The 18,627-nt window shown below is 50.9% G+C and carries 17 protein-coding genes; 7 read left to right on the forward strand and 10 right to left on the reverse strand.

What is annotated here, in order from left to right:
* The first annotated feature begins 83 nt into the window (after positions 1-83).
* Both mltG and tmk read left to right on the forward strand, forming a co-directional pair.
* Entirely contained in the window at positions 84-1,274 is a 1,191-nt protein-coding gene (gene mltG, locus JMW05_RS07105) for an endolytic transglycosylase MltG (RefSeq protein WP_201504625.1), read from the forward strand.
* A 90-nt stretch (positions 1,275-1,364) separates the two neighbouring features.
* On the forward strand, positions 1,365-2,027 hold the full coding sequence (tmk, locus tag JMW05_RS07110) for a dTMP kinase (RefSeq protein WP_201504626.1): 663 nt from the start codon (positions 1,365-1,367) through the stop codon (positions 2,025-2,027).
* Positions 2,028-2,135: 108 nt separating this feature from the next.
* On the opposite strand, the gene JMW05_RS07115 is transcribed toward tmk, so the two are convergent.
* The 4 genes from JMW05_RS07115 to JMW05_RS07130 form a co-directional block, all read right to left on the reverse strand.
* Positions 2,136-3,389 carry an ammonium transporter gene (locus JMW05_RS07115; protein ID WP_201504627.1) on the reverse strand — a complete coding sequence of 418 codons (1,254 nt, stop codon included), beginning with the start codon at positions 3,387-3,389 and terminating at the stop codon, positions 2,136-2,138.
* 74 nt (positions 3,390-3,463) lie between these two features.
* Positions 3,464-3,802: a P-II family nitrogen regulator gene (locus JMW05_RS07120; protein ID WP_201504628.1), complete on the reverse strand. Its 339-nt coding sequence runs from the start codon at positions 3,800-3,802 to the stop codon at positions 3,464-3,466.
* A gap of 487 nt (positions 3,803-4,289) precedes the next feature.
* A complete protein-coding gene (locus JMW05_RS07125) occupies positions 4,290-5,144 on the reverse strand; it encodes an adenine nucleotide alpha hydrolase family protein (protein ID WP_201504629.1) in 855 nt (284 codons plus the stop codon).
* A 97-nt stretch (positions 5,145-5,241) separates the two neighbouring features.
* Complete coding sequence (locus JMW05_RS07130) at positions 5,242-6,741, reverse strand: SulP family inorganic anion transporter (protein WP_201504630.1); 1,500 nt, start codon at positions 6,739-6,741, stop codon at positions 5,242-5,244.
* 512 nt (positions 6,742-7,253) lie between these two features.
* Here JMW05_RS07130 and murD point away from each other — a divergent pair.
* Both murD and ftsW read left to right on the forward strand, forming a co-directional pair.
* Positions 7,254-8,657: a UDP-N-acetylmuramoyl-L-alanine--D-glutamate ligase gene (gene murD / locus JMW05_RS07135; protein WP_201504631.1), complete on the forward strand. Its 1,404-nt coding sequence runs from the start codon at positions 7,254-7,256 to the stop codon at positions 8,655-8,657.
* A gap of 264 nt (positions 8,658-8,921) precedes the next feature.
* Positions 8,922-10,058: a putative lipid II flippase FtsW gene (gene ftsW / locus JMW05_RS07140; RefSeq protein WP_227691472.1), complete on the forward strand. Its 1,137-nt coding sequence runs from the start codon at positions 8,922-8,924 to the stop codon at positions 10,056-10,058.
* A gap of 96 nt (positions 10,059-10,154) precedes the next feature.
* Here the strand turns inward: ftsW and gluQRS are convergent, their stop codons facing one another.
* The 6 genes from gluQRS to JMW05_RS07170 all read right to left on the reverse strand — a co-directional run bounded on the left by gluQRS (position 10,155) and on the right by JMW05_RS07170 (position 15,197).
* Positions 10,155-11,132, reverse strand: coding sequence for a tRNA glutamyl-Q(34) synthetase GluQRS (gluQRS, locus tag JMW05_RS07145; RefSeq protein WP_227691473.1), 978 nt, complete (start codon positions 11,130-11,132; stop codon positions 10,155-10,157).
* Positions 11,133-11,134: 2 nt separating this feature from the next.
* The gene (gene dksA, locus JMW05_RS07150) at positions 11,135-11,575 is read right to left on the reverse strand and encodes an RNA polymerase-binding protein DksA (RefSeq protein WP_201504634.1); all 441 of its coding nucleotides are present in this window, start codon (positions 11,573-11,575) and stop codon (positions 11,135-11,137) included.
* A 257-nt stretch (positions 11,576-11,832) separates the two neighbouring features.
* Entirely contained in the window at positions 11,833-12,654 is an 822-nt protein-coding gene (locus JMW05_RS07155) for a metallophosphoesterase (protein ID WP_201504635.1), read from the reverse strand.
* Between the two features lie 245 nt (positions 12,655-12,899).
* The gene (locus JMW05_RS07160) at positions 12,900-13,715 is read right to left on the reverse strand and encodes a metal ABC transporter permease (RefSeq protein ID WP_201504636.1); all 816 of its coding nucleotides are present in this window, start codon (positions 13,713-13,715) and stop codon (positions 12,900-12,902) included.
* A 72-nt stretch (positions 13,716-13,787) separates the two neighbouring features.
* Complete coding sequence (locus JMW05_RS07165) at positions 13,788-14,573, reverse strand: metal ABC transporter ATP-binding protein (RefSeq protein ID WP_201504637.1); 786 nt, start codon at positions 14,571-14,573, stop codon at positions 13,788-13,790.
* A gap of 69 nt (positions 14,574-14,642) precedes the next feature.
* Positions 14,643-15,197, reverse strand: a complete 555-nt coding sequence (locus JMW05_RS07170) for a helix-turn-helix domain-containing protein (RefSeq protein WP_201504638.1) — start codon at positions 15,195-15,197, stop codon at positions 14,643-14,645.
* A gap of 233 nt (positions 15,198-15,430) precedes the next feature.
* Here JMW05_RS07170 and JMW05_RS07175 point away from each other — a divergent pair, with 233 nt between their 5' ends.
* From JMW05_RS07175 to atpB, 3 genes are all read left to right on the forward strand, one after another.
* A complete protein-coding gene (locus JMW05_RS07175; RefSeq protein WP_201504639.1) occupies positions 15,431-16,330 on the forward strand; it encodes a metal ABC transporter solute-binding protein, Zn/Mn family in 900 nt (299 codons plus the stop codon).
* Positions 16,331-16,621: 291 nt separating this feature from the next.
* Positions 16,622-17,020 carry an ATP synthase subunit I gene (locus tag JMW05_RS07180; protein ID WP_201504640.1) on the forward strand — a complete coding sequence of 133 codons (399 nt, stop codon included), beginning with the start codon at positions 16,622-16,624 and terminating at the stop codon, positions 17,018-17,020.
* A 704-nt stretch (positions 17,021-17,724) separates the two neighbouring features.
* On the forward strand, positions 17,725-18,594 hold the full coding sequence (gene atpB, locus JMW05_RS07185) for a F0F1 ATP synthase subunit A (protein ID WP_201504641.1): 870 nt from the start codon (positions 17,725-17,727) through the stop codon (positions 18,592-18,594).
* Positions 18,595-18,627: the final 33 nt, after the last annotated feature.

An 18,627-nucleotide genomic window follows, 5' to 3' on the forward strand; every position in this document is an offset into this window, starting at 1 on the left:
AAATGACAATGGTAAAGCAAACCTTATTGAAAAACCCACGGTACAATGCTAAATTCTAGCAAACTTCTGCCCTGCGAGTTGCCATGAGCAAACCAAACGCTGACAAACCTTCCTCGAAATCCAAACCTAAGAACGCACAGGCGGACAAAGCCCGTGCTACGGACATCTCATTGATTAACGGTAAGCAAAAGCCACGACGCTACAAAAAAAGTGACGTCTCATTTTTTATGCAGCGCGGCTATCAGATACTCTTGGTACTCGGCTTAATCGCCGCCTTTGTCTTATTTATGATTTATCAGACCTTGTTTGGACGCATCAGTCAGCCAGAAACCATGGTGACTATCGAGCAGGGCGATACCTATTATGGGCTCTTGCCAGACTGGCAGCCAGTGACGCTGTTTTCGCCCACCATTGCCAAGATGTACATCAAGGCGACCATCAATGCGCCTTTGCACGCCGGTATCTACAAGCTGCCTGAAAATCCAAGCCTTGTCGAAACCTTGCACGTCCTAGAGCAAGGGGCGGAAGTGGCGATGGTAAAGGTGCAGATTATTGAAGGCAAAACCGCAAAAGACTTGTATCAGACGCTGCGCGACACCAAAGGCATCGAAAAAGAAATCTTTACCACCGATAATGTCGGTAACAATGATATTGCAAGCGCGCTCGACTTGGCAGGGGTATTGCCTGAGCGCGTGCTGAGCAGTAGTGATGATATTGTCAATCACAACCTAGAAGGCTGGTTCGCCCCTGACACTTATTATTACGGCGAGGGCGCAAGCGACAAACAAATCCTGACCGACTTGTACAAGCGTCAGCAGCAGACCTTGACCGAAGCATGGGAAGGGCGCGATAAGGACTTGCCGTACGACAGCCCGTATGAGGCGCTGATTATGGCATCGATTATCGAAAAAGAAACCAGCGTGCCCGACGAGCGTCCCTTGGTCGCTGCGGTATTTATCAACCGTTTAGAAAAAGGCATGCGCATGCAAACTGACCCGACCATCATCTATGGTATGGGCGCACGCTATGATGGCAATATCCGCCGCCGCGATATTGACGAGACCACGTCGTACAATACCTATCAAATCGATGGTCTGCCGCCAACACCGATTGCCCTACCATCGGCGGAGTCTATCAAGGCCGCGATGCATCCTGCGGACAGTGATGCGCTGTATTTTGTGGCGACGGGTAATGGCGGGCACAAATTCACCAATAGCCTAAACGAGCACAACCGCGCCGTACAAGAGTATCTCAAAGTCATCCGCAATAAATAAGTAAGGCGTAGCATCCGTACAGGCAGCATCAAGTACCCCTTGAGCGCTGCCGTTTTGTTTTGCGCTTTACTCACAATATAAGGCAGTATCATGACCGTAGCCACGCCGCATCAGACAAGCCCCGTGCCGCATACCCAAGGGCGTTTTATCAGCTTTGAAGGGACAGAAGGGGTGGGCAAGACCACCGCTATAGAGCGTCTGTGCGCGCGTCTCGACGCCCTAGGCATTGAGTATGTACGCACCCGCGAACCAGGCGGCAGCACGTTTGCTGAGACGCTGCGTGCGATACTGCTTGACCCGCAGACCGACATCACTGACGATACCGAGCTGCTGCTGCTGTTCGCGGCGCGCTGTGACCATATCGCACAAGTGATTTTGCCAGCGCTTGCACGTGGAGCGTGGGTCATCTGTGACCGTTTTGTTGACTCTACCATTGCCTATCAAGGCTATGGCCGCGCGCACAACGACCCCGAGGTACAAGCAAAAATCACCCAGCTGACCGCGCAGTTTGTGCCGCGTCAGCCCGACGTCACGTTTTGGCTGGATTTACCGATTGAAGAGGGCATGCGCCGTGCGGGCAAGCGCGGGGCGGCGGATCGATTTGAGCAAGAGGCGATGGATTTTTTTGCGCGTGTGCGTGAGGGGTTTGAGGCGTGTCATGCGGCTGCGCCTGAGCGCATCGTACGCATCGACGCCGCAGGTGATGCCGATACGGTCAGTCAGCGTATCTGGCAGCAGCTGGGCATGTCTTAGCAGGTGCATCTGACCCAAAGGGGTGGGTCAAAAAAAACAGCATACCCGCATCAAAGCAGATGCGGGCATGCAAGATAGGTCGTACTACGGCTTATGTGTAAAGCCTGATTAGCGGGTAAACTCAGGGTAGGCTTCTTGACCACATTCTGACAAGTCCGCGCCTTCATACTCTTCAGCTTCACTGATACGTAGACCGACCACCGCTTTTAAAATGCCCCAAACGATGATACTGGTGACAAAGACCCACACAAAGATGACCACAGCGCCCAGCAACTGACCGCCAAAGGTCGCATCGCTGTTGGTAATCGGTACCAGCATCAGACCGAGCAGACCACAGACGCCATGCACCGAAATCGCACCGACAGGGTCATCGAGCTTGAGCTTATCCAGCGCCAGGATAGAGAAGACAACGAGCACGCCCGCCACCATACCGAACACCGTTGCCAATAGGGGCGTTGGGGTTAACGGCTCCGCAGTAATCGCCACCAGACCGGCCAGCACACCGTTTAACAGCATGGTCAAATCCGCACGACCAAAGATTAAGCGCGCTGTGATGAGTGCCGCAATCGCACCACCAGCCGCCGCAGCATTGGTATTTAAGAACACCATGGCGACCGAGTTGGCACTGCTCACGTCTGCCAGTTTTAGCACCGAGCCGCCGTTAAAGCCGAACCAGCCGAGCCATAGGATAAAGGTACCGAGCGTCGCTAAAGGTAAGTTTGCACCAGGAATCGCACGCGCTGCACCCGAGGCGGTGTATTTACCGCGACGTGGACCGAGTAGCAAGACGCCAGTCAATGCGGCAGTCGCACCTGCCATATGCACAATGCCTGAGCCTGCAAAGTCTGAGAAGTTCAGCTCACCGATAAGCGGTACGGCTTTACCGCCCCATGTCCATGCGCCTTCAATCGGATAAATAAAACCTGTCATCACCACCGCAAAGGCAAAGAATACCCACAGCTTCATACGCTCAGCCACCGCCCCTGAGACGATAGACATACAGGTTGCGACGAACACCACTTGAAAAAAGAAATCGGAGGCTTGCGAGTATACCGCATCGCCATTAAAGCCGTTTTCCGCCGCTTGGCTTAGTGCGTCAGGTACGAGTGACTCACCGCCTGCGATGCCTGAGAGCAGCAGCGAGCCGTCGTACATAAAGTAATAACCGCAGAGTAGGTACATTGAGCAGGCAATGGCGAACAGCCCAACGTTTTTGGTTAAAATTTCGGTGGTGTTTTTAGCACGTACCAAGCCTGCTTCGAGCATGGCAAATCCCGCCGCCATCCACATCACTAAAGCGCCACAAACCAAAAAATAAAATGTGTTCAATGCATATTGCATCTCAAAAATTTGACTTTGCATCTAAATTCCCCCTTGAATTGACAATGCAGGTATATGTAGGACAGCGCGTATCGAGCGAGCCGCGCTGTTAGCGCTTAGATGGCATCGGCACCAGTCTCACCAGTACGAATGCGGATGACCTGATCGAGTGTGGTCACGAAGATTTTACCGTCGCCAATCTTGCCTGTGCTGGCAATGCGGGTGATGGCTTCAATGGCAGGATCGACCATCTCGTCAGCGACCGCCACTTCGACTTTTACTTTTGGTAAAAAGTCCACCACGTATTCTGCGCCACGATACAGCTCGGTGTGTCCTTTTTGACGACCAAAGCCCTTTACCTCTGTGACTGTGACCCCTTTTACCCCGATATCTGATAGTGCTTCGCGCACATCATCGAGCTTAAATGGTTTTAAAATCGCAGTGATTAGCTTCATAAAAACATTTCCTTATAATGAGTGACATCGCAAGCTGCTGCATGCGTTTTGGTGCAGCGCACCATTATTATGCATACCATCTATGTATCAAAAACTGTGCCAAACACACACAAGGGGGTATGGTGCTGGTCGTTATCAATACAGAGAATGGATAATCGCATAATGCTTAGCGCTGCGTTTTAAAAAAAGATATTTGTCCACTAAAATTTGCAGCATGCCGCCTTTATGAGCGGCAGTGCCACAGGTGCCAAAGGCACAAAACCCCTTCATTATAACCAAATAATCTTAAGTTTAGGACGCTGTTCCTGTGATGTTTTGCTAACACTGCTGCCCGCGCTATTCGCTGATAACACGGGCAGTGCTGCGGTTTTTTATCAAAGCTTGCCTAAAAATATGCATTTTTTTAAGTCAAAAAAAATCGCCGTCATCCTTGATAGATAAAGGATGACGGCGATAAGGGTACGCTAGGCTTTATAGCGCCTCGCAATCAGAACTTTGGAAACAACAGATATGGGGTTTGTACGCAGTCGAGCAGTTTTTTTGTATCACTGCCTTGTAACAACTCACGCAAGCGCGATTGTCCAAACGCGCCACTCATCAATAAACCAATATTATGTTCGGCTTGATAGTAGCTAAGAGCAGCACTGACGTCGCGCGAATCCATAAGCTGGCGCTTACAGCGGATGCCCGCTTGTCTTAGGCGGGCGTAGGCTTCACGCAGCGCATCGCAGTTTTCTGTGGTTTCTTTGCCCACCATCACGATATGGATGGTCATGGTGCGCACCAATGGGGTTTTGCACAGCCAATTGAGCATTTTGTGAGCAGTGACGCGGTTATCAAACGCGAATAATGCCTCACTTGGGGGCGAAAATGGTGCATGCGTCACCAAAATGGGGCAGTGGCTAGAGCGTACCAGCTCACTGAGCGCCACTTTACAGGCCACATGATGACCGATAACCATCAGCTGTGCTTTATCATCGATATAGTCAATACTCTTGCCCAGCGTTTCGTGGCGGTAGAGGGTATAGACGCTTTGTTTGTGCAGCTGCTGCTCGCAATAGCTGCTCGCTTGACGCAGTAGGATTTTGCCTTGGGTTTTTAGCTCGCAGCTGGTCAGGTGCTCTTGGTTGGTAAACTGATCGAGCAGATAGCTTTCATCGTCGATGTTTAGGCAGCCTGAATAGTTGATGGCGCTTTTTTGATGCACGTTCGGCATGGCGTACAGCAGCCCAATCGATGCCTGTAGTCGCGACGATGCCCACATGCTGGCATCGAGTACCGCTTGCACATGCTCAGGACAGTCCAGACAGGCAATCACGCTGTTGGGTTTTAAGTTACTCATAACACCACCGCATCCTATGACAATACCACTGACGAAAATTCAGGGAAAAACGCGCTGTCACAAGCAGCCCTCCTCCCTGAGTATCCAAACACGCTGACTAATCCAGCAAGCCAATATCGCGGCGATCATGTACAGAAAAGCGGTCAATCAAGGTGCGACTGGCGCTGTTTAGTCCAATGACTTTGACATCAATCCCCTCGCGTTGCAAGCGCATGACCAGCTTATCTAGGGTATCGACGGCGCTGACATCCCAAAAATGGGCGTGCGTTACATCAATGTACACGCTATCGAGCGCCTCTTTGGTATCAAAACTGTGCAAAAAATAGGTGGTCGAGGCAAAGAACACCTGTCCTTGTACGTAGTAATAGCGCGCGTTGTTTTGCTCATCGTACTCGCTATAGACGTTAAGAAAGTGCCCGATTTTATTGGCAAAAAACAGCGCGGAGAGCAGCACGCCGACCAGTACGCCATACGCCAAGTTGTGCGTAAAGACGGTGGTAATCACGGTCGCTAACATCACGATGTTAAAAGACATCGGATGCGTTTTAAACTCGCGGATAGACTGCCAGTTAAAGGTACCAATCGACACCATAATCATCACCGCGACCAGTGCCGCCATCGGAATCTGGCGCACCCAATCGCTTAAGAACACCACCATAATGAGCAGCACCACACCCGCAGTCAGCGTGGAGAGGCGCGTACGTCCGCCTGATTTGACATTGATCATCGACTGACCAATCATCGCGCAGCCTGCCATGCCACCAAAGCAGCCCGCCACAAGGTTTGAGATGCCTTGTCCGCGGCATTCTTTGTTTTTGTTGCTTGGGGTGTCGGTCAGCTCATCGACAATCGTCGCGGTCATCATTGACTCAAGCAAGCCCACCACCGCAAGCGCGATAGAATAAGGGGCGATAATCAAGAGCGTCGTTAAATTCAAAGGAATGTCGGGGAACAAAAACATCGGCAGTGCATCTGGCAGCTCGCCCATGCTGCCGACATTACGAATATCCAAGTCCATACTGATCGCCACGATGGTCAAGCCAACAATACAGATGAGCGGCGAGGGGATGATACGACCAATCTTTGGAATCAGTGGAAACAAGTAAATGATACCCAAGCCTGCGGCAGTCATCATATATACCGTCATGCCCACGCGGTCGGTGGCGGGGTTGAGCTCTGGCAACTGCGCGGCAAAAATCAAAATCGCCAGCGCATTGACAAAGCCAATCACCACCGAGCGCGACACAAAGCGCATCAAATTACCAAGCTTGAGCACGCCCATCACAAACTGAATTGCCCCGCACAAAAGCGTTGCCGCGAGCAAATATTGCAGGCCATGCTCAGCGACCAAGTCAACCATCACCAGCGCCATCGCCCCAGTCGCTGCCGAAATCATGGCAGGACGACCACCAACAAAGCTGATGACCACCGCGATACAAAACGAGGCATACAGTCCGACCTTGGGGTCGACCCCTGCGATGATTGAAAAAGCAATGGCTTCAGGAATCAATGCCAAGGCCACCACTAGCCCAGACAAGATGTCGCCACGCACGTTAGAAAACCACTCGTCGCGCACATTATCAAAAAAAGAGGTCATAAATAAGCTGCATCTGGTTAGAGTAAAGACAAAAAAATCATCACCTTAATGAAATAAAGTGACGCGGGTATGAAAAAATCATCCGTGTAAGCGACCACGCGCACCGCCCATTGCGGTACGCCCAGCGTACTATCCTGTCAATCTAAAATCCGTTTGGACGCCACCTGATGGCTGCGTGTGCATTGAGCTGTCAATGACAAGCGACCGTCGGCACGGCACATAGACAGTCATGTCTGAAAGGCAACCAATAAATAGTCAATACCATCATCATGACGATAAGAATGCGTGTTAAGAATGGCATGCACAAGCTGACAACATGCTAAACTAAACAACTTGAGCGAAGCTGCCAGTAATAAGACATCAAAAACACGCGCATAATAGCACAAAGTGATAAAAAAGCAGTACCGAAACGTGAACGATACCGTTATGATGCATGCACGATGTTCATTGCCTGTGTGGCTATGTTGCTATTTATACCGCTTTGTTTTTGTTCGTTTATCAAGGAGAACCCCATGACCGATGCGCCGACCCCTCTCATTCAAAAAGGCAGTGGCCTACAAGTGGTCGTCGGATTGGGCGGCTCTGGCTTGTCTGCGGCGCGCTATTTGTGCCAAGAGGGCTATCGCGTGGCGGTCACCGATGGGCATCCTGCCCCGCCGCTGGCGTCTCAATTGCCAGAGGGCATCCATACGCGCTGTTTTGGCGGTATTGATGCCGATTTGCTACTGCAAGCCGCGCGTGTGGTCATCAGCCCAGGCATTTCTTTAGAGACCCCAGCAGTGCGCGCAGCTATTGACCAAGGCATTCCTGTGGTCAGTGACATTCAGCTGTTTTGTGATGCTTGCCGTGCGCCTATCGTTGCTATCACGGGCTCCAACGCAAAAAGCACCGTCACCACCTTGGTCGGGCAGATGGCAGCCGATGCGGGTATCAATGTCGGCGTCGGCGGCAATATTGGCATTCCTGCGCTTGAGCTGCTTGGTAATGAAGACATGGCGCTGGCGGTGCTTGAGCTGTCAAGTTTTCAGCTGGAGACGGTGAGCAATCTGAATGCCCAAGTGGCGTGCGTGCTCAATATGTCGCCTGACCATCTTGACCGTCATGGCGACATGCTAAGCTACCACCAAGCCAAGCACCGCGTCTTTCAAGGGGCAAAGTCGGTGGTCGTCAATCGCGACGACGCCTTGACCCGCCCGCTGATTGCGGACAATGTCCCGCGCCTGAGTATCGGTACTCAAGCACCTGATGCAGGGCAGTATGGCTTGGTGATTGATGCCGATGGTCAGACGCATATTGCGCGTGGTACCACACGCCTCATTTCTGCAGATGAGCTGCCGATTAAGGGTCAGCACAATCTATTAAATGCCGAGGCCGCGCTTGCCCTTGGTGAGCTGGCAGGCATTGAGATTGACAGTATGCTTGAGACGCTGCGCCAGTTTGAGGGCTTGCCGCACCGCTGCCAATATATCGCTAGCGTTGATGGTATCGATTATTTTAATGATTCAAAAGGCACCAATATTGGCTCGACCATGGCTGCGATTGTGGGCTTGGGGGCGGTATATGCGCCCAAAGACGGCAAGCTGTTGGTGATTTTGGGCGGGCAGGGCAAAGGTCAAGAGTTCGATGAGCTTGCGCCCTTAATCAATCAGTACGTAAGCCAAGTGCTGTGTATCGGCGAAGATGCGGCTGTGATTGAGCAGCACCTGCGCCGCGCCCAACTGGGGCACGATGTCGAAGTGCATCAGTGTCATGACCTTGCACGCGCCTTTGAGTGTATTGAGCGCGTCACCAAGAGCAGCTTGTCACAAGTGCAAGCGGTACTGCTGTCACCAGCGTGCGCAAGCTTTGATCAATTCAGTGGCTATGCGGCACGCGGTGATGCCTTTATTGACTTGGTGCAGGCTCTGGCAGATTAAATGTAACAAGTGACTGCAGCAGGGGCTTTTGCGCGCTCAGCTGATTGTTTTTATTATAGATTACTGCTACTGTCATGCAGGCAGTGATTGGGCTTGGCGGCGGCGCGCACGATAGCGGCTGTCGGTCAATGGCGATGACTCTGCATGGATGTAATGATAAGGCGTGCCCGTCACGCTGTGTTTTTTTTGGTGTATTTGACGATTATGGCGCTCTCATTTTTTTCTCGTTCGACCGCAAAGTCTCAGACCGACAACGACTTTGCTATGTATCCTTTTTTACCCTCTGCCCGTGCGACGCTGTTGTGTAGTGTCGGCTGCATGATGGTGATGAGCCTATTGATGGTGGCATCGGCATCGATTCCTTTTGCGCTCAGTCGCGGCATGACCGAGCTGTATTTTTTTGAGCGTCAGCTGTGGTATATGATTTTTGGGCTATTGGTTGCGGCCATTCCCTACCGCTTTGTGTCGTTAAAGACGCTTTATAAGACCGAAACCCAGTTTGTGCTGCTTGGGGTCACAGGGCTTTTGCTTATCTTGACGCTCTTTGGCACACCGATTAATGGCTCAAAGCGCTGGCTGAACCTTGGTATCATTAACTTTCAGGTGGCGGAGCTGGCGAAGCTGGTGGTCATTGTGTTTGTGGCGGACTTTGTGGTGCGCCGCTCCTTTGAGGTGCGTAATGGCTGGGATGGCTTTTTGCGTATTTCATTAGTGATGGGGCTGCTGACCATGCTGCTCTTGTTCCAGCCAGATTTTGGCTCGCTGGTGGTCATTGTCGGTACGGTATTTGCCATTTTTTACATCGCAGGCGCACCTTACAAGCAGTTTATGGCGCTTGGCGCGGTGGTTGGCTGTTTGGCGGTGCTCGCGGTGACGCTTGTGCAATACCGTCTGACCCGTGTGCTCTCCTTTGTCGACCCGTTTGATGATATTCAAGACACCGATTATCAGCTGGCGCGCAGTTTGATTGCTTTTGGTCGCGGTCAGTTTACAGGCGTGGGCTATGGCGAGAGTGTGCAAAAGCTGTCGCATTTGCCTGAGGCGCATACCGACTTTTTATTGGCGATTACTGGTGAAGAGTTGGGCTTTGTGGGCGTGGCGATGATTTTGATATTAGAGGCGCTCATCATTGGTAGCGCGATGCGCATCAGCTATAACGCGCTCAAGCGTCGGCAGATGCGGATGAGCTATACCGCCTTTGGTATTGCCATCATCTTTATTGCCCAGACCATCATCAATGCGGCGATGAATATGGGCGCGATGCCGACCAAGGGTCTGACCATGCCTTTCTTTAGTTATGGCGGCTCATCGATTGTCATCAGTATGATTATGGTGGCGCTGCTTTTAAAAATTAACAAAGAAAGCCCGCACATTGAGACCAGCCAATGCCGTTATTACTAGGCGGTTATTATTAAATAGGCTAAATAGGCAAACGACATTTGCCACACAAAAAAGCGCGATTCTGATTCGCGCTTTTTTTTATGCTGATGCTGAGTGCTAGGGCAGTGTGGGTACGTGTAGTACTTGTTGCCCAACCAGCGGCTGCTGGCACCACTGGCTGACCGCTTGCGCGAGCATGCGCTCAGGGGTATCGATGTCGATATCAGGCTGCTGGAGCAGCGCGAACGCATATTTTAGCAGCCTACTGGGGTCACGGGTATCGATAGGCTGCGCCAGATTTTGCTTGGAGAGCTTTTGTCCATTGTCGTGACAAATGAGCGGCAAGTGATACCAGTGCGAGATGGCAGGTACGCGTGCGGCGTGCATCACGCTGATTTGTGCGCTGGTCAATGGCAAAATATCGAGTCCGCGCATCACATGGGTCACCCCTTGCAGACCATCGTCAATACTGGCCGCCAAGATATAGTTGATGGTGCCATCCTCGCGGCGTACCACCATATCACCGACTGTCTGCTGCGGGTTTTGCCAGCAGTTGCCTTGGATACCATCAGCAAAGCCAATCAGCGTATCGGGCATTTGCAGGCGCAGCTTGTGCGCATTTTTATTCAGATGGGCATTTAGGCAGCAGCGCGGGTAGCGTTGGCGGTTGTCGAGCGCTTGCCGCAGACTGGAGTCATTTACATTGACTTGCTGCGCTTGCGCGTCCCAGTCGGCATTGAGCTGTTTACGCGAGCAGGCGCAGGCGTAGGTCAGCGGCGCAAGGTGGGTCGCCAGATAGTCGTTATAAATGTCGGTGCGCTCAGATTGGTAGATGACGTCGCCATCCCAAAACAGCGCTAAGGCTTCTAAATCAAGGAGGATTTGTTCACTAAACTGACGGTCACAGCGCGTGATGTCGGTGTCTTCCATACGCAAAAGCCATGTGCCACCTAGAGACTTGATATGACAGTAGCTGGCTAGGGCCGTGGTCAGCGAGCCTAAGTGCAGCTCACCTGTGGGCGAGGGGGCAAAGCGCCCAATCGGGGTGGACGCTTTGGTCAATGCAGGAGTAGCAGCCAAAATGGGTGCCGCCACGTTTAGGTGTGACCTTGGTTTTGACGCTCTTTCATCTCTGACAAGGTTTTGCAGTCGATGCACTGGGTTGCGGTTGGGCGTGCTTCGAGACGACGCAGACCAATCTCCACGCCGCATGTCTCACAAAAGCCGTAGTCATCATTGTCAATCTCTAAGATAGACTTGTCAATTTTACGAATCAATTTGCGTTCACGGTCGCGGGTACGCAGGGCAAGGGCGAACTCTTCTTCTTGCGTGGCGCGGTCATTGATGTCTGGCATGGCGCTAGATTCGTCTTGAATATAGCTCTTGGTACGGTCCGCCTCACCAATCAATTGGGTCTTCCAATCGAGCAACAGGGCACGAAAATGCTCAAGCTGCGCATCAGACATGTACTCTTCGCCTTCAGCAGGCTCATAGGGGGTGAATTTGACATCACTGGGATTGGGGGTTGGGGTACTCATATGGCTGTCCTATTTTTTCAATCAATCAATTGCAGCGCGTATCAAGCACGCTGCCAAAATGTATTCCTTTATCTACCCAAACAGGGTATCACTAATGGCTGGTGCCGCCTATCTGTCGTTATCTTTTCAAGGCATAATCTTACGTCTTTTTTATCGCAATCGTGCCAGCTGTCCTCGCTGGGTCATTGACAATCACGCAGACGGTATATCATGCATAATAGCCCTTTGACGGTCTACCAAATGGGCGTGGATGACCGTCAAGTATCCAATCTTTTCACCCAGCTTGCAACCTGTCCATTGTTAGCTAATTGCAACCAGCGCCAGCCGGGTTTTGCCTGCTCATCATAAGCAAAATCGTCGACCAGCGGCTTGAACTGATAGCAGGTCGACGGGGTGCTATAGACCGTCACGCCGTTATGGGTGTAGACCTTTTCTTGGTGCGTATGCCCACTGACAATGGCCTTGACCTGCGGGTGCGCGCGCAGCTGTTGCCAAAAGGGGCTGACATTTTTGGCGATATGCACATCTATCCACGCCGACTGCATCGGGATGATATGATGATGCAGCGCAATTAGGGCAGGTTTGGGGCACGCGGTCAGCTGTGCGTCTAGCCATGCAATGTCGGCATCTGCCAGCTCGCCGCTGATTTTGCCAGGCACGCTTGAATCGATCAGTAAGATTTGCCAGTGCTCGCTGACAATCGCGTGTTGATTGAGCAGCCGCGCGTCCGCCACTTTTGCTACAAGCGTACGCTCTGAGAACGGCACCGTGCTGTCGCGCTCATCGGTGACATCATGGTTACCCGCAATACAGGCAAAAGGGATAGTGGTGGCATCGAGCACGCTAAAGATATGGTCGTAGATATGCGGCTGTATCTTGCTGACCAAATCGCCTGTGACCAAAATCAAATCGCAGCGAATCGGCTCTGCCAAGGCTTGAGCCAACACCGCCTCAAAACGTTGATGACAGCAGCGGACATCGCCACAGCGTGCGATGTCTGATAAATGCAAATCAGTAATTTGTAGGACATTGACTTGACCATCGGCGGTACTGATATTGCGCGCAGGGTAGTTTTGCATGGGGTAAAAACCTCATCTGATCAAAACGTTTTGGCGGTTTAAAAAACATCACATCGCTTTATAGTAGCATTTTATCTTTTGTGATAAAGCCATAATCCACCACTATCGGCGTCTAAAAGCGTACTGTCGGCTTTATAGCACAGATTGTCCAAAACCTCTAGCATTATCTAAAAACAAAAGTAGGCTGAATAAAAAACCACCCAAACATAGGGTGGCAATTTGATATCACGTCGATAGCCAAGCACTTATCTGCCCGCGCTTCTTAGCAGCTGCCAAGTTTTGCTGACTATCAAGGTAGCAAAAAAGAGCAGTGCCAGTATCAATACAATCGACAGCCCCGTTTGGATGTCGAGCCAAATGCTGCCCCACACTCCAAGCGTCACCCCAATCTGCGCGACAATCAAAGCCGTGATAATCATCTGCCGCGGGGTATGGGTAAGTAAACGCGCGGTTAAGGCTGGCAATACCAAAAGCCCACTAATCAGTAGGCTGCCGACCGCTTGCAACGCCACAGCACAAAACCCCGCCAAAATACCCATAAAGTATAGCCGCTGGCGCATGGGGTGAATGCCCTGAATGCGTGCCAATGCCTCATGGGTGGCAAGCTTGATTTGTGCAGGCCAAATGTAGGCGAGCAAACCAATACCGACCACCACTGAGCCTGCCAGCATGGGCAAATCTGCCCAATCCAGCTCCAGCAAATTACCAAACAAAAAGCCCAGTACATTGGCCTGCTGGTCGGTCAGCTGAGTCAAAGTCAATAGCCCCAAACACAGCAAGGTCACCGCCACCACCGCCAGTACCGCATCAGCGGGCAAGCGCTCATCGTCCATCAGCACCAAGCTGAGCACCACCACCACGCTGACCAGTGCAACGCCAATACCCATCGGCAGCTGCCACCACGCCGCCAGCGCCACCCCAAGCAGTGTGCCGTGTGCCAACGCATCTGCAAAAAACGCCATACGTCGCCACAACACCAGACAGCCAAGCGGTGCAGACAGCAATGCCAAAATACTGCCCGCCAGCCATGCTGGGGCAATAATGCTCAACCATGCACCCATAATCAAAACCCACCAAAACCCAATAAAATTATGTCATTTGCAGCGCATAGAAACCTGCGCCCATCGTTATGCTCACATCTCATGCGGGGCATGATGCTCGCAAGCATGAGGCTTATGCACATACGGCTGCTCGTAATGATGACCGAACAAATCCTGAAATTCAGGCGTCACCGCAAGCTCGGCAGGTTGCCCCTCGCAGCAAATGTGCTTATTCAGACACACCACCCGCCGACTGCCGCGCATCACCCAATGCAAATCGTGTGAGACCACCAGCATCGCACAGCGCAAAAACTCTGGCAGCGCATCAATAAACGCATACAGCAGCGCCTCCGTATCTGGGTCCAAGCCCTGCATCGGCTCATCGAGTATCAGCAAGTTTGGCTTATCGAGCAGCGCCCGCGCAAGCAGCACCCGCTGCGTCTCCCCGCCAGACAGATGGTGCATCTGCCGTGACAACAAATCCGCCAAAGACAAGCGCTCCAAAATATAATCACGCTGCTCACGGCTCAAGCGGCGCTTGTCCGCCTGCGCCAACACGTCCTTGACTCGCAGCGGCAAAATGGCAGGCACGCTAAAGCGCTGCGGCACATAGCCGAGCTGTAACGGCTGATGCGCTTCAATACGACCCTCGGTTGGTGCAAGCAGCCCGAGTATCAGTTTTACCAGCGTCGACTTGCCCGCGCCATTGGGACCGATCACACTGATGGTCTCTTGCGCGCCGATATCCAAGCTGACATGCGATACCAGCCGCTGACGATTGATCAGATAGCTGACGTCGTGCAGGCTCAGCAGTGGTGTTCTCTCAGGCGATACGGGCTGAGCGTCCGAGGTGTGTTTGCGTGGTGATACATGGCTCATGACAGCGTTACCCTTTTTGCTCATGACATACAGACTCAGCGCCACTGAGCCACAATTTCAAAATGCGCATCAACCGTCACTTTTACTCAAGTGGTTTTGACACGCCTGACACCGACCACTCAGCTCAATCACACTGCGCGCCACCACAAAGCCTGCATCGGCCTCAGCAAAATGAATAATCTCTTTAGCAGGCATACTGCTGCACTCTTGCACGCTATGACAGGCGTCACAAATCAAAAAGGCGGCGGTATGCTGCGCCCGTGGATGACAGCACGGCACATAAGCGTTGATCGAGGTCAACTGATGAATCAGCCCCTCCGACAACAAAAACTCCAGACTGCGGTACACCGTCGGCGGCGCAACATTTTTGCTGGCAGGGGCTGGTGTCTCTGACTCATCGTCCAAGCGGGCTTGTTGCAGCAAGGTGATTAAGTCATAGGCACCCACAGGCGCTGCGGCAGACAAAATCAGCGCATAGATTTGCTGGCGAAGCGGCGTAAAGCGCACCCCGCGCGTACGGCAATGCTGCTGTGCGGCAACGATGCGCGCTTGCACCTCTTGGGCGGAGAAAGGCTGTACTTTATGGATATGCTTACAGTCTGCGGCCACGGTCGCTGTCCTCATATGCGTCGGTTAATAGCATAGCAATGCAGGTTCACTGGCTTTTTTTACAAACCAAAACCCACAGCACTGGCGATTATTAATGTTATAGTATAACATAATGCGTTAGGTAAATACCATTATGCCATTATTTAGGCGTCTTTTTGGCACCATTATTCATCATTGTGTTGTTGTTTTGGGCAGACGAGCACGGCATTGCTGATGCAGTCTGCCCCCTGATTTTGTGAGTCCGCATTATGAAGCCGTTATCCACCCACATCCACGCTCTGTCGCAAAAGCTACGCGCGCCCATGCGTCGTCTGAGTATCGTGCTGTGCGCCGCCGTACTATGGCAAGCACCCGCCTATGCCGCAGGCAGTGTCAGCGTCAGTAATCATCCGCTGTTTTTATTGAGCGAAGCCGTCACCAAAGGTACGCCCTCAGCGCATCAAATTTTACACGCAGGCGACGTCGGTCATCACGGCAGCATCAGTCCCAGCGACAAAAAACGCATTCAAGACAGCACCTTTGTGGTCTGGTTTGGGCATTCGCTCGAAAACAGCCTGTCAGGAACGCTTGAGACCGCGCCCAACGCCATCGCGCTATTGGACTTTGACGCGTTTAAACGCCATCCACTGCGCGATATACAGACTCAGCCCATCAGCAACACCGAAGACCCGCACATCTGGCTTGACCCCGATAATGCCAAAGCCATCACCCGTGCGCTTGCCGCCATTCACACCCATGCCAACCCGCAATACAAAGACATCTATCAAGCCAACGTCAAGAGCTTTGCCAAGCGTATGGACGCTGCCGTACAACAAGTACAAACCCGCGCCCCACAGCGCCGCGCGTATTGGGCATACCATGACGCTTATCAATACATTGAAAATGCGGCTAATATCCGTCTGGCAGGCAGCCTAAGCCCTGACCATCACCTAGCGCCCAAAGCCAGCCAGTTGCGCTGGCTCACCAGCAACCGTCCGCGTCCGCAGATGTGTCTGGTCAATCAAGGCGATACAGCAAAAGGGCTACAAGCCAAACTAAAACCACTACAAACCAGCGTACAGTTAGAGGACATGAGCGACAGCGATGACTTTGTGACAGGTTGGCTGACGATGGCGCAGCAAATCAACAGCTGTATCGATGGCGTATAGATAATCACAACCCATGCGCCCTGCGTTATTACTCATGACAGCGCAGGGCAGCGGTCACCTATTATAAAAAGAGGGCAGATGGACGCATAATGGCAGCACGGACAGCCAAAAAATGTTAAATAGTTGACAAACTTAATATTATGCTTGCTTAAAAGTGATGCACTCCTTATAATAAGTGGCGTTTTAAATGGGTTAAAAGGTAATACTGATATAGTGGCTTAGCAAAGTCGCGGCGTTGTTTTTGTCATATATAAGCAAACAACACACCGCATCCTATATGAAGGATATCTGATGACCCAACCTGCCAAACGTACAAAAAAAGACAAAATCGGCAGCGGTTTAAAGCAGCAATCATGGATTCTGCTCGCTATCGTTTTGCTGGCTGCATTGATAGATTATATCTGGTATGATGCCCACTGGGTAATTGCCAAAAGTGCCGCCTTAGGTGCTTGTTTAAGCTATCTTAGCCAAGCCATATTCGCAGGTTTTGTTTTTTGGCACACTGGATACCGCGCTCGCCGACACATTGTACGGCAGATGTACCGCGGTCAAATGGTCAAATGGCTATTGACAGTGTTCGGTTTCGCACTAATTTTTATTACCATACAACCCCTGTCAGCGCCCGCGCTTTTCATCGGTTTTATGGTAATGCAGATTAGTCACAGTTGGATGTTGTGGCGCATAGGCTAGCAGACCTTATTTTTTAGGTGTGTTAATTATTCTGTCATAAGAGTAATGCTTGATGTGTCATCTCGCAGTCCAATTTCTCTACGGCTAATTCATTAAAGTCAATGCATGTTTGCTTTGCATCCAAGCACGTTGTTTGAGTGGATGATAAAAGCAGCAGTACGCACAATGTAATAGGGTTTATACACATATATGCCTGTAGGTATATGTCGCCAAGAAGGGCGCAAAGTACCTACCGCATTGACGTGCGTGTTAAAAACCCTACTGGCAGTATAGATAAAGCAGATAATTGACTTTACACGAATACAACGCTGCATTAAGATAGGCAACAAATTTTTCTGCTTATGTGCGCCAATTGGCGTTATCGTTGCGACAGTTTATAAGTCACAAGATAATATAAGCAAACACTAACATAATGACTTTTTGTGTCTGTACCAAGGGCTGGTAGATGATATCCTTAAGCCCTTTTTTGATAACTAAAATTTATGCTTGGTTATCAGGTTGAGCGACACATAATAAGTTTCATAGGTTGGATGTTGTTGGTTACATGGTAGCTTTAACTGAAATAAAGCACTCGATAACAGGGTAGGGGAGCGTCAATCGCTTGCCTCCACGTATCGACCACTTTAATTCGTTAATCTACTCATCAGATGACAACCTTTTTTTTGGTAGTTGATTAAATCGTTGATTAATAAGAAGCTTATATTATGGCAGCCGAGCAACAAACATCATCAGACTATATCTCTCACCACTTAACGAACTGGACGTACGGCTACTTACCAGGCGAAGGCTGGACGGTTGCGCATAGCGCCGAAGAAGCCTCGCAAATGGGCTTTAAAGCCATTCATCTGGACTCTATGCTGTGGTCTTTTGGTCTTGGTATTCTTTTTTGCGCCGTTTTTTGGATGGTTGCCAAAAAAGTCACATCAGGTGTGCCAGGTAAGACCCAAGCTTTTGTTGAACTGATTGTCGAGTTTGTCGACAACAACGTCCGTGATTCCTACAGTGGTAAATCAAAACTGGTTGCGCCGCTTGCGCTGACCATTTTTGTTTGGATTTTCTTAATGAACTTGATGGATCTTGTACCCATCGATTTCATTCCAGTGCTGGCACAAAAAATCGGCGAGGCCATGGGTTATGACCCACACCACGTCTTTATGAAGATCGTTCCAAGTACCGACCCGAACGTCACTCTTGGTATGTCATTTTCTGTTTTTGCACTGATTATCTTTTATAGCATTAAAGAAAAAGGTTTTGGCGGCTTCTTAGGCGAGCTCACACTGCACCCATTTAGTGCCAAAAACCCAATCGCAAAAATCATCTTAATCCCCATCAACTTCATCCTAGAATTTGTGACCTTGATTGCAAAACCAATCTCATTGGGCTTGCGTCTGTTCGGTAACATGTATGCAGGTGAGTTGATTTTTATCTTGATTGCCCTAATGCCGTTTTGGATTCAATGGGCGTTATCTGTACCGTGGGCGATTTTCCACATCTTAGTTATTACACTTCAAGCGTTCGTATTTATGATGCTCACGATAGTTTATCTATCACTGGCGTCATCAACTGAACATTAATTAGACATTCAATAGGTAAATGAGGATACATCA

The organism is Psychrobacter aestuarii, from assembly GCF_904846035.1.
GTDB classification, from domain to species: domain Bacteria; phylum Pseudomonadota; class Gammaproteobacteria; order Pseudomonadales; family Moraxellaceae; genus Psychrobacter; species Psychrobacter aestuarii.

What these genes read in the sequence shown, in the direction of transcription:
- JMW05_RS07115 (WP_201504627.1), bottom strand. Translation starts at nt 3,389, where the DNA reads ATGCAAAGTCAAATTTTTGAGATGCAATATGCATTGAACACATTTTAT.
- JMW05_RS07120 (WP_201504628.1), bottom strand. Translation starts at nt 3,802, where the DNA reads ATGAAGCTAATCACTGCGATTTTAAAACCATTTAAGCTCGATGATGTG.
- JMW05_RS07180 (WP_201504640.1), top strand. Translation starts at nt 16,622, where the DNA reads ATGACCCAACCTGCCAAACGTACAAAAAAAGACAAAATCGGCAGCGGT.
- atpB (WP_201504641.1), top strand. Translation starts at nt 17,725, where the DNA reads ATGGCAGCCGAGCAACAAACATCATCAGACTATATCTCTCACCACTTA.
- JMW05_RS07125 (WP_201504629.1), bottom strand. Translation starts at nt 5,144, where the DNA reads ATGAGTAACTTAAAACCCAACAGCGTGATTGCCTGTCTGGACTGTCCT.
- JMW05_RS07170 (WP_201504638.1), bottom strand. Translation starts at nt 15,197, where the DNA reads ATGAGGACAGCGACCGTGGCCGCAGACTGTAAGCATATCCATAAAGTA.
- dksA (WP_201504634.1), bottom strand. Translation starts at nt 11,575, where the DNA reads ATGAGTACCCCAACCCCCAATCCCAGTGATGTCAAATTCACCCCCTAT.
- murD (WP_201504631.1), top strand. Translation starts at nt 7,254, where the DNA reads ATGACCGATGCGCCGACCCCTCTCATTCAAAAAGGCAGTGGCCTACAA.
- ftsW (WP_227691472.1), top strand. Translation starts at nt 8,922, where the DNA reads ATGTATCCTTTTTTACCCTCTGCCCGTGCGACGCTGTTGTGTAGTGTC.
- JMW05_RS07175 (WP_201504639.1), top strand. Translation starts at nt 15,431, where the DNA reads ATGAAGCCGTTATCCACCCACATCCACGCTCTGTCGCAAAAGCTACGC.
- JMW05_RS07155 (WP_201504635.1), bottom strand. Translation starts at nt 12,654, where the DNA reads ATGCAAAACTACCCTGCGCGCAATATCAGTACCGCCGATGGTCAAGTC.
- JMW05_RS07165 (WP_201504637.1), bottom strand. Translation starts at nt 14,573, where the DNA reads ATGAGCCATGTATCACCACGCAAACACACCTCGGACGCTCAGCCCGTA.
- tmk (WP_201504626.1), top strand. Translation starts at nt 1,365, where the DNA reads ATGACCGTAGCCACGCCGCATCAGACAAGCCCCGTGCCGCATACCCAA.
- JMW05_RS07130 (WP_201504630.1), bottom strand. Translation starts at nt 6,741, where the DNA reads ATGACCTCTTTTTTTGATAATGTGCGCGACGAGTGGTTTTCTAACGTG.
- mltG (WP_201504625.1), top strand. Translation starts at nt 84, where the DNA reads ATGAGCAAACCAAACGCTGACAAACCTTCCTCGAAATCCAAACCTAAG.
- JMW05_RS07160 (WP_201504636.1), bottom strand. Translation starts at nt 13,715, where the DNA reads ATGGGTGCATGGTTGAGCATTATTGCCCCAGCATGGCTGGCGGGCAGT.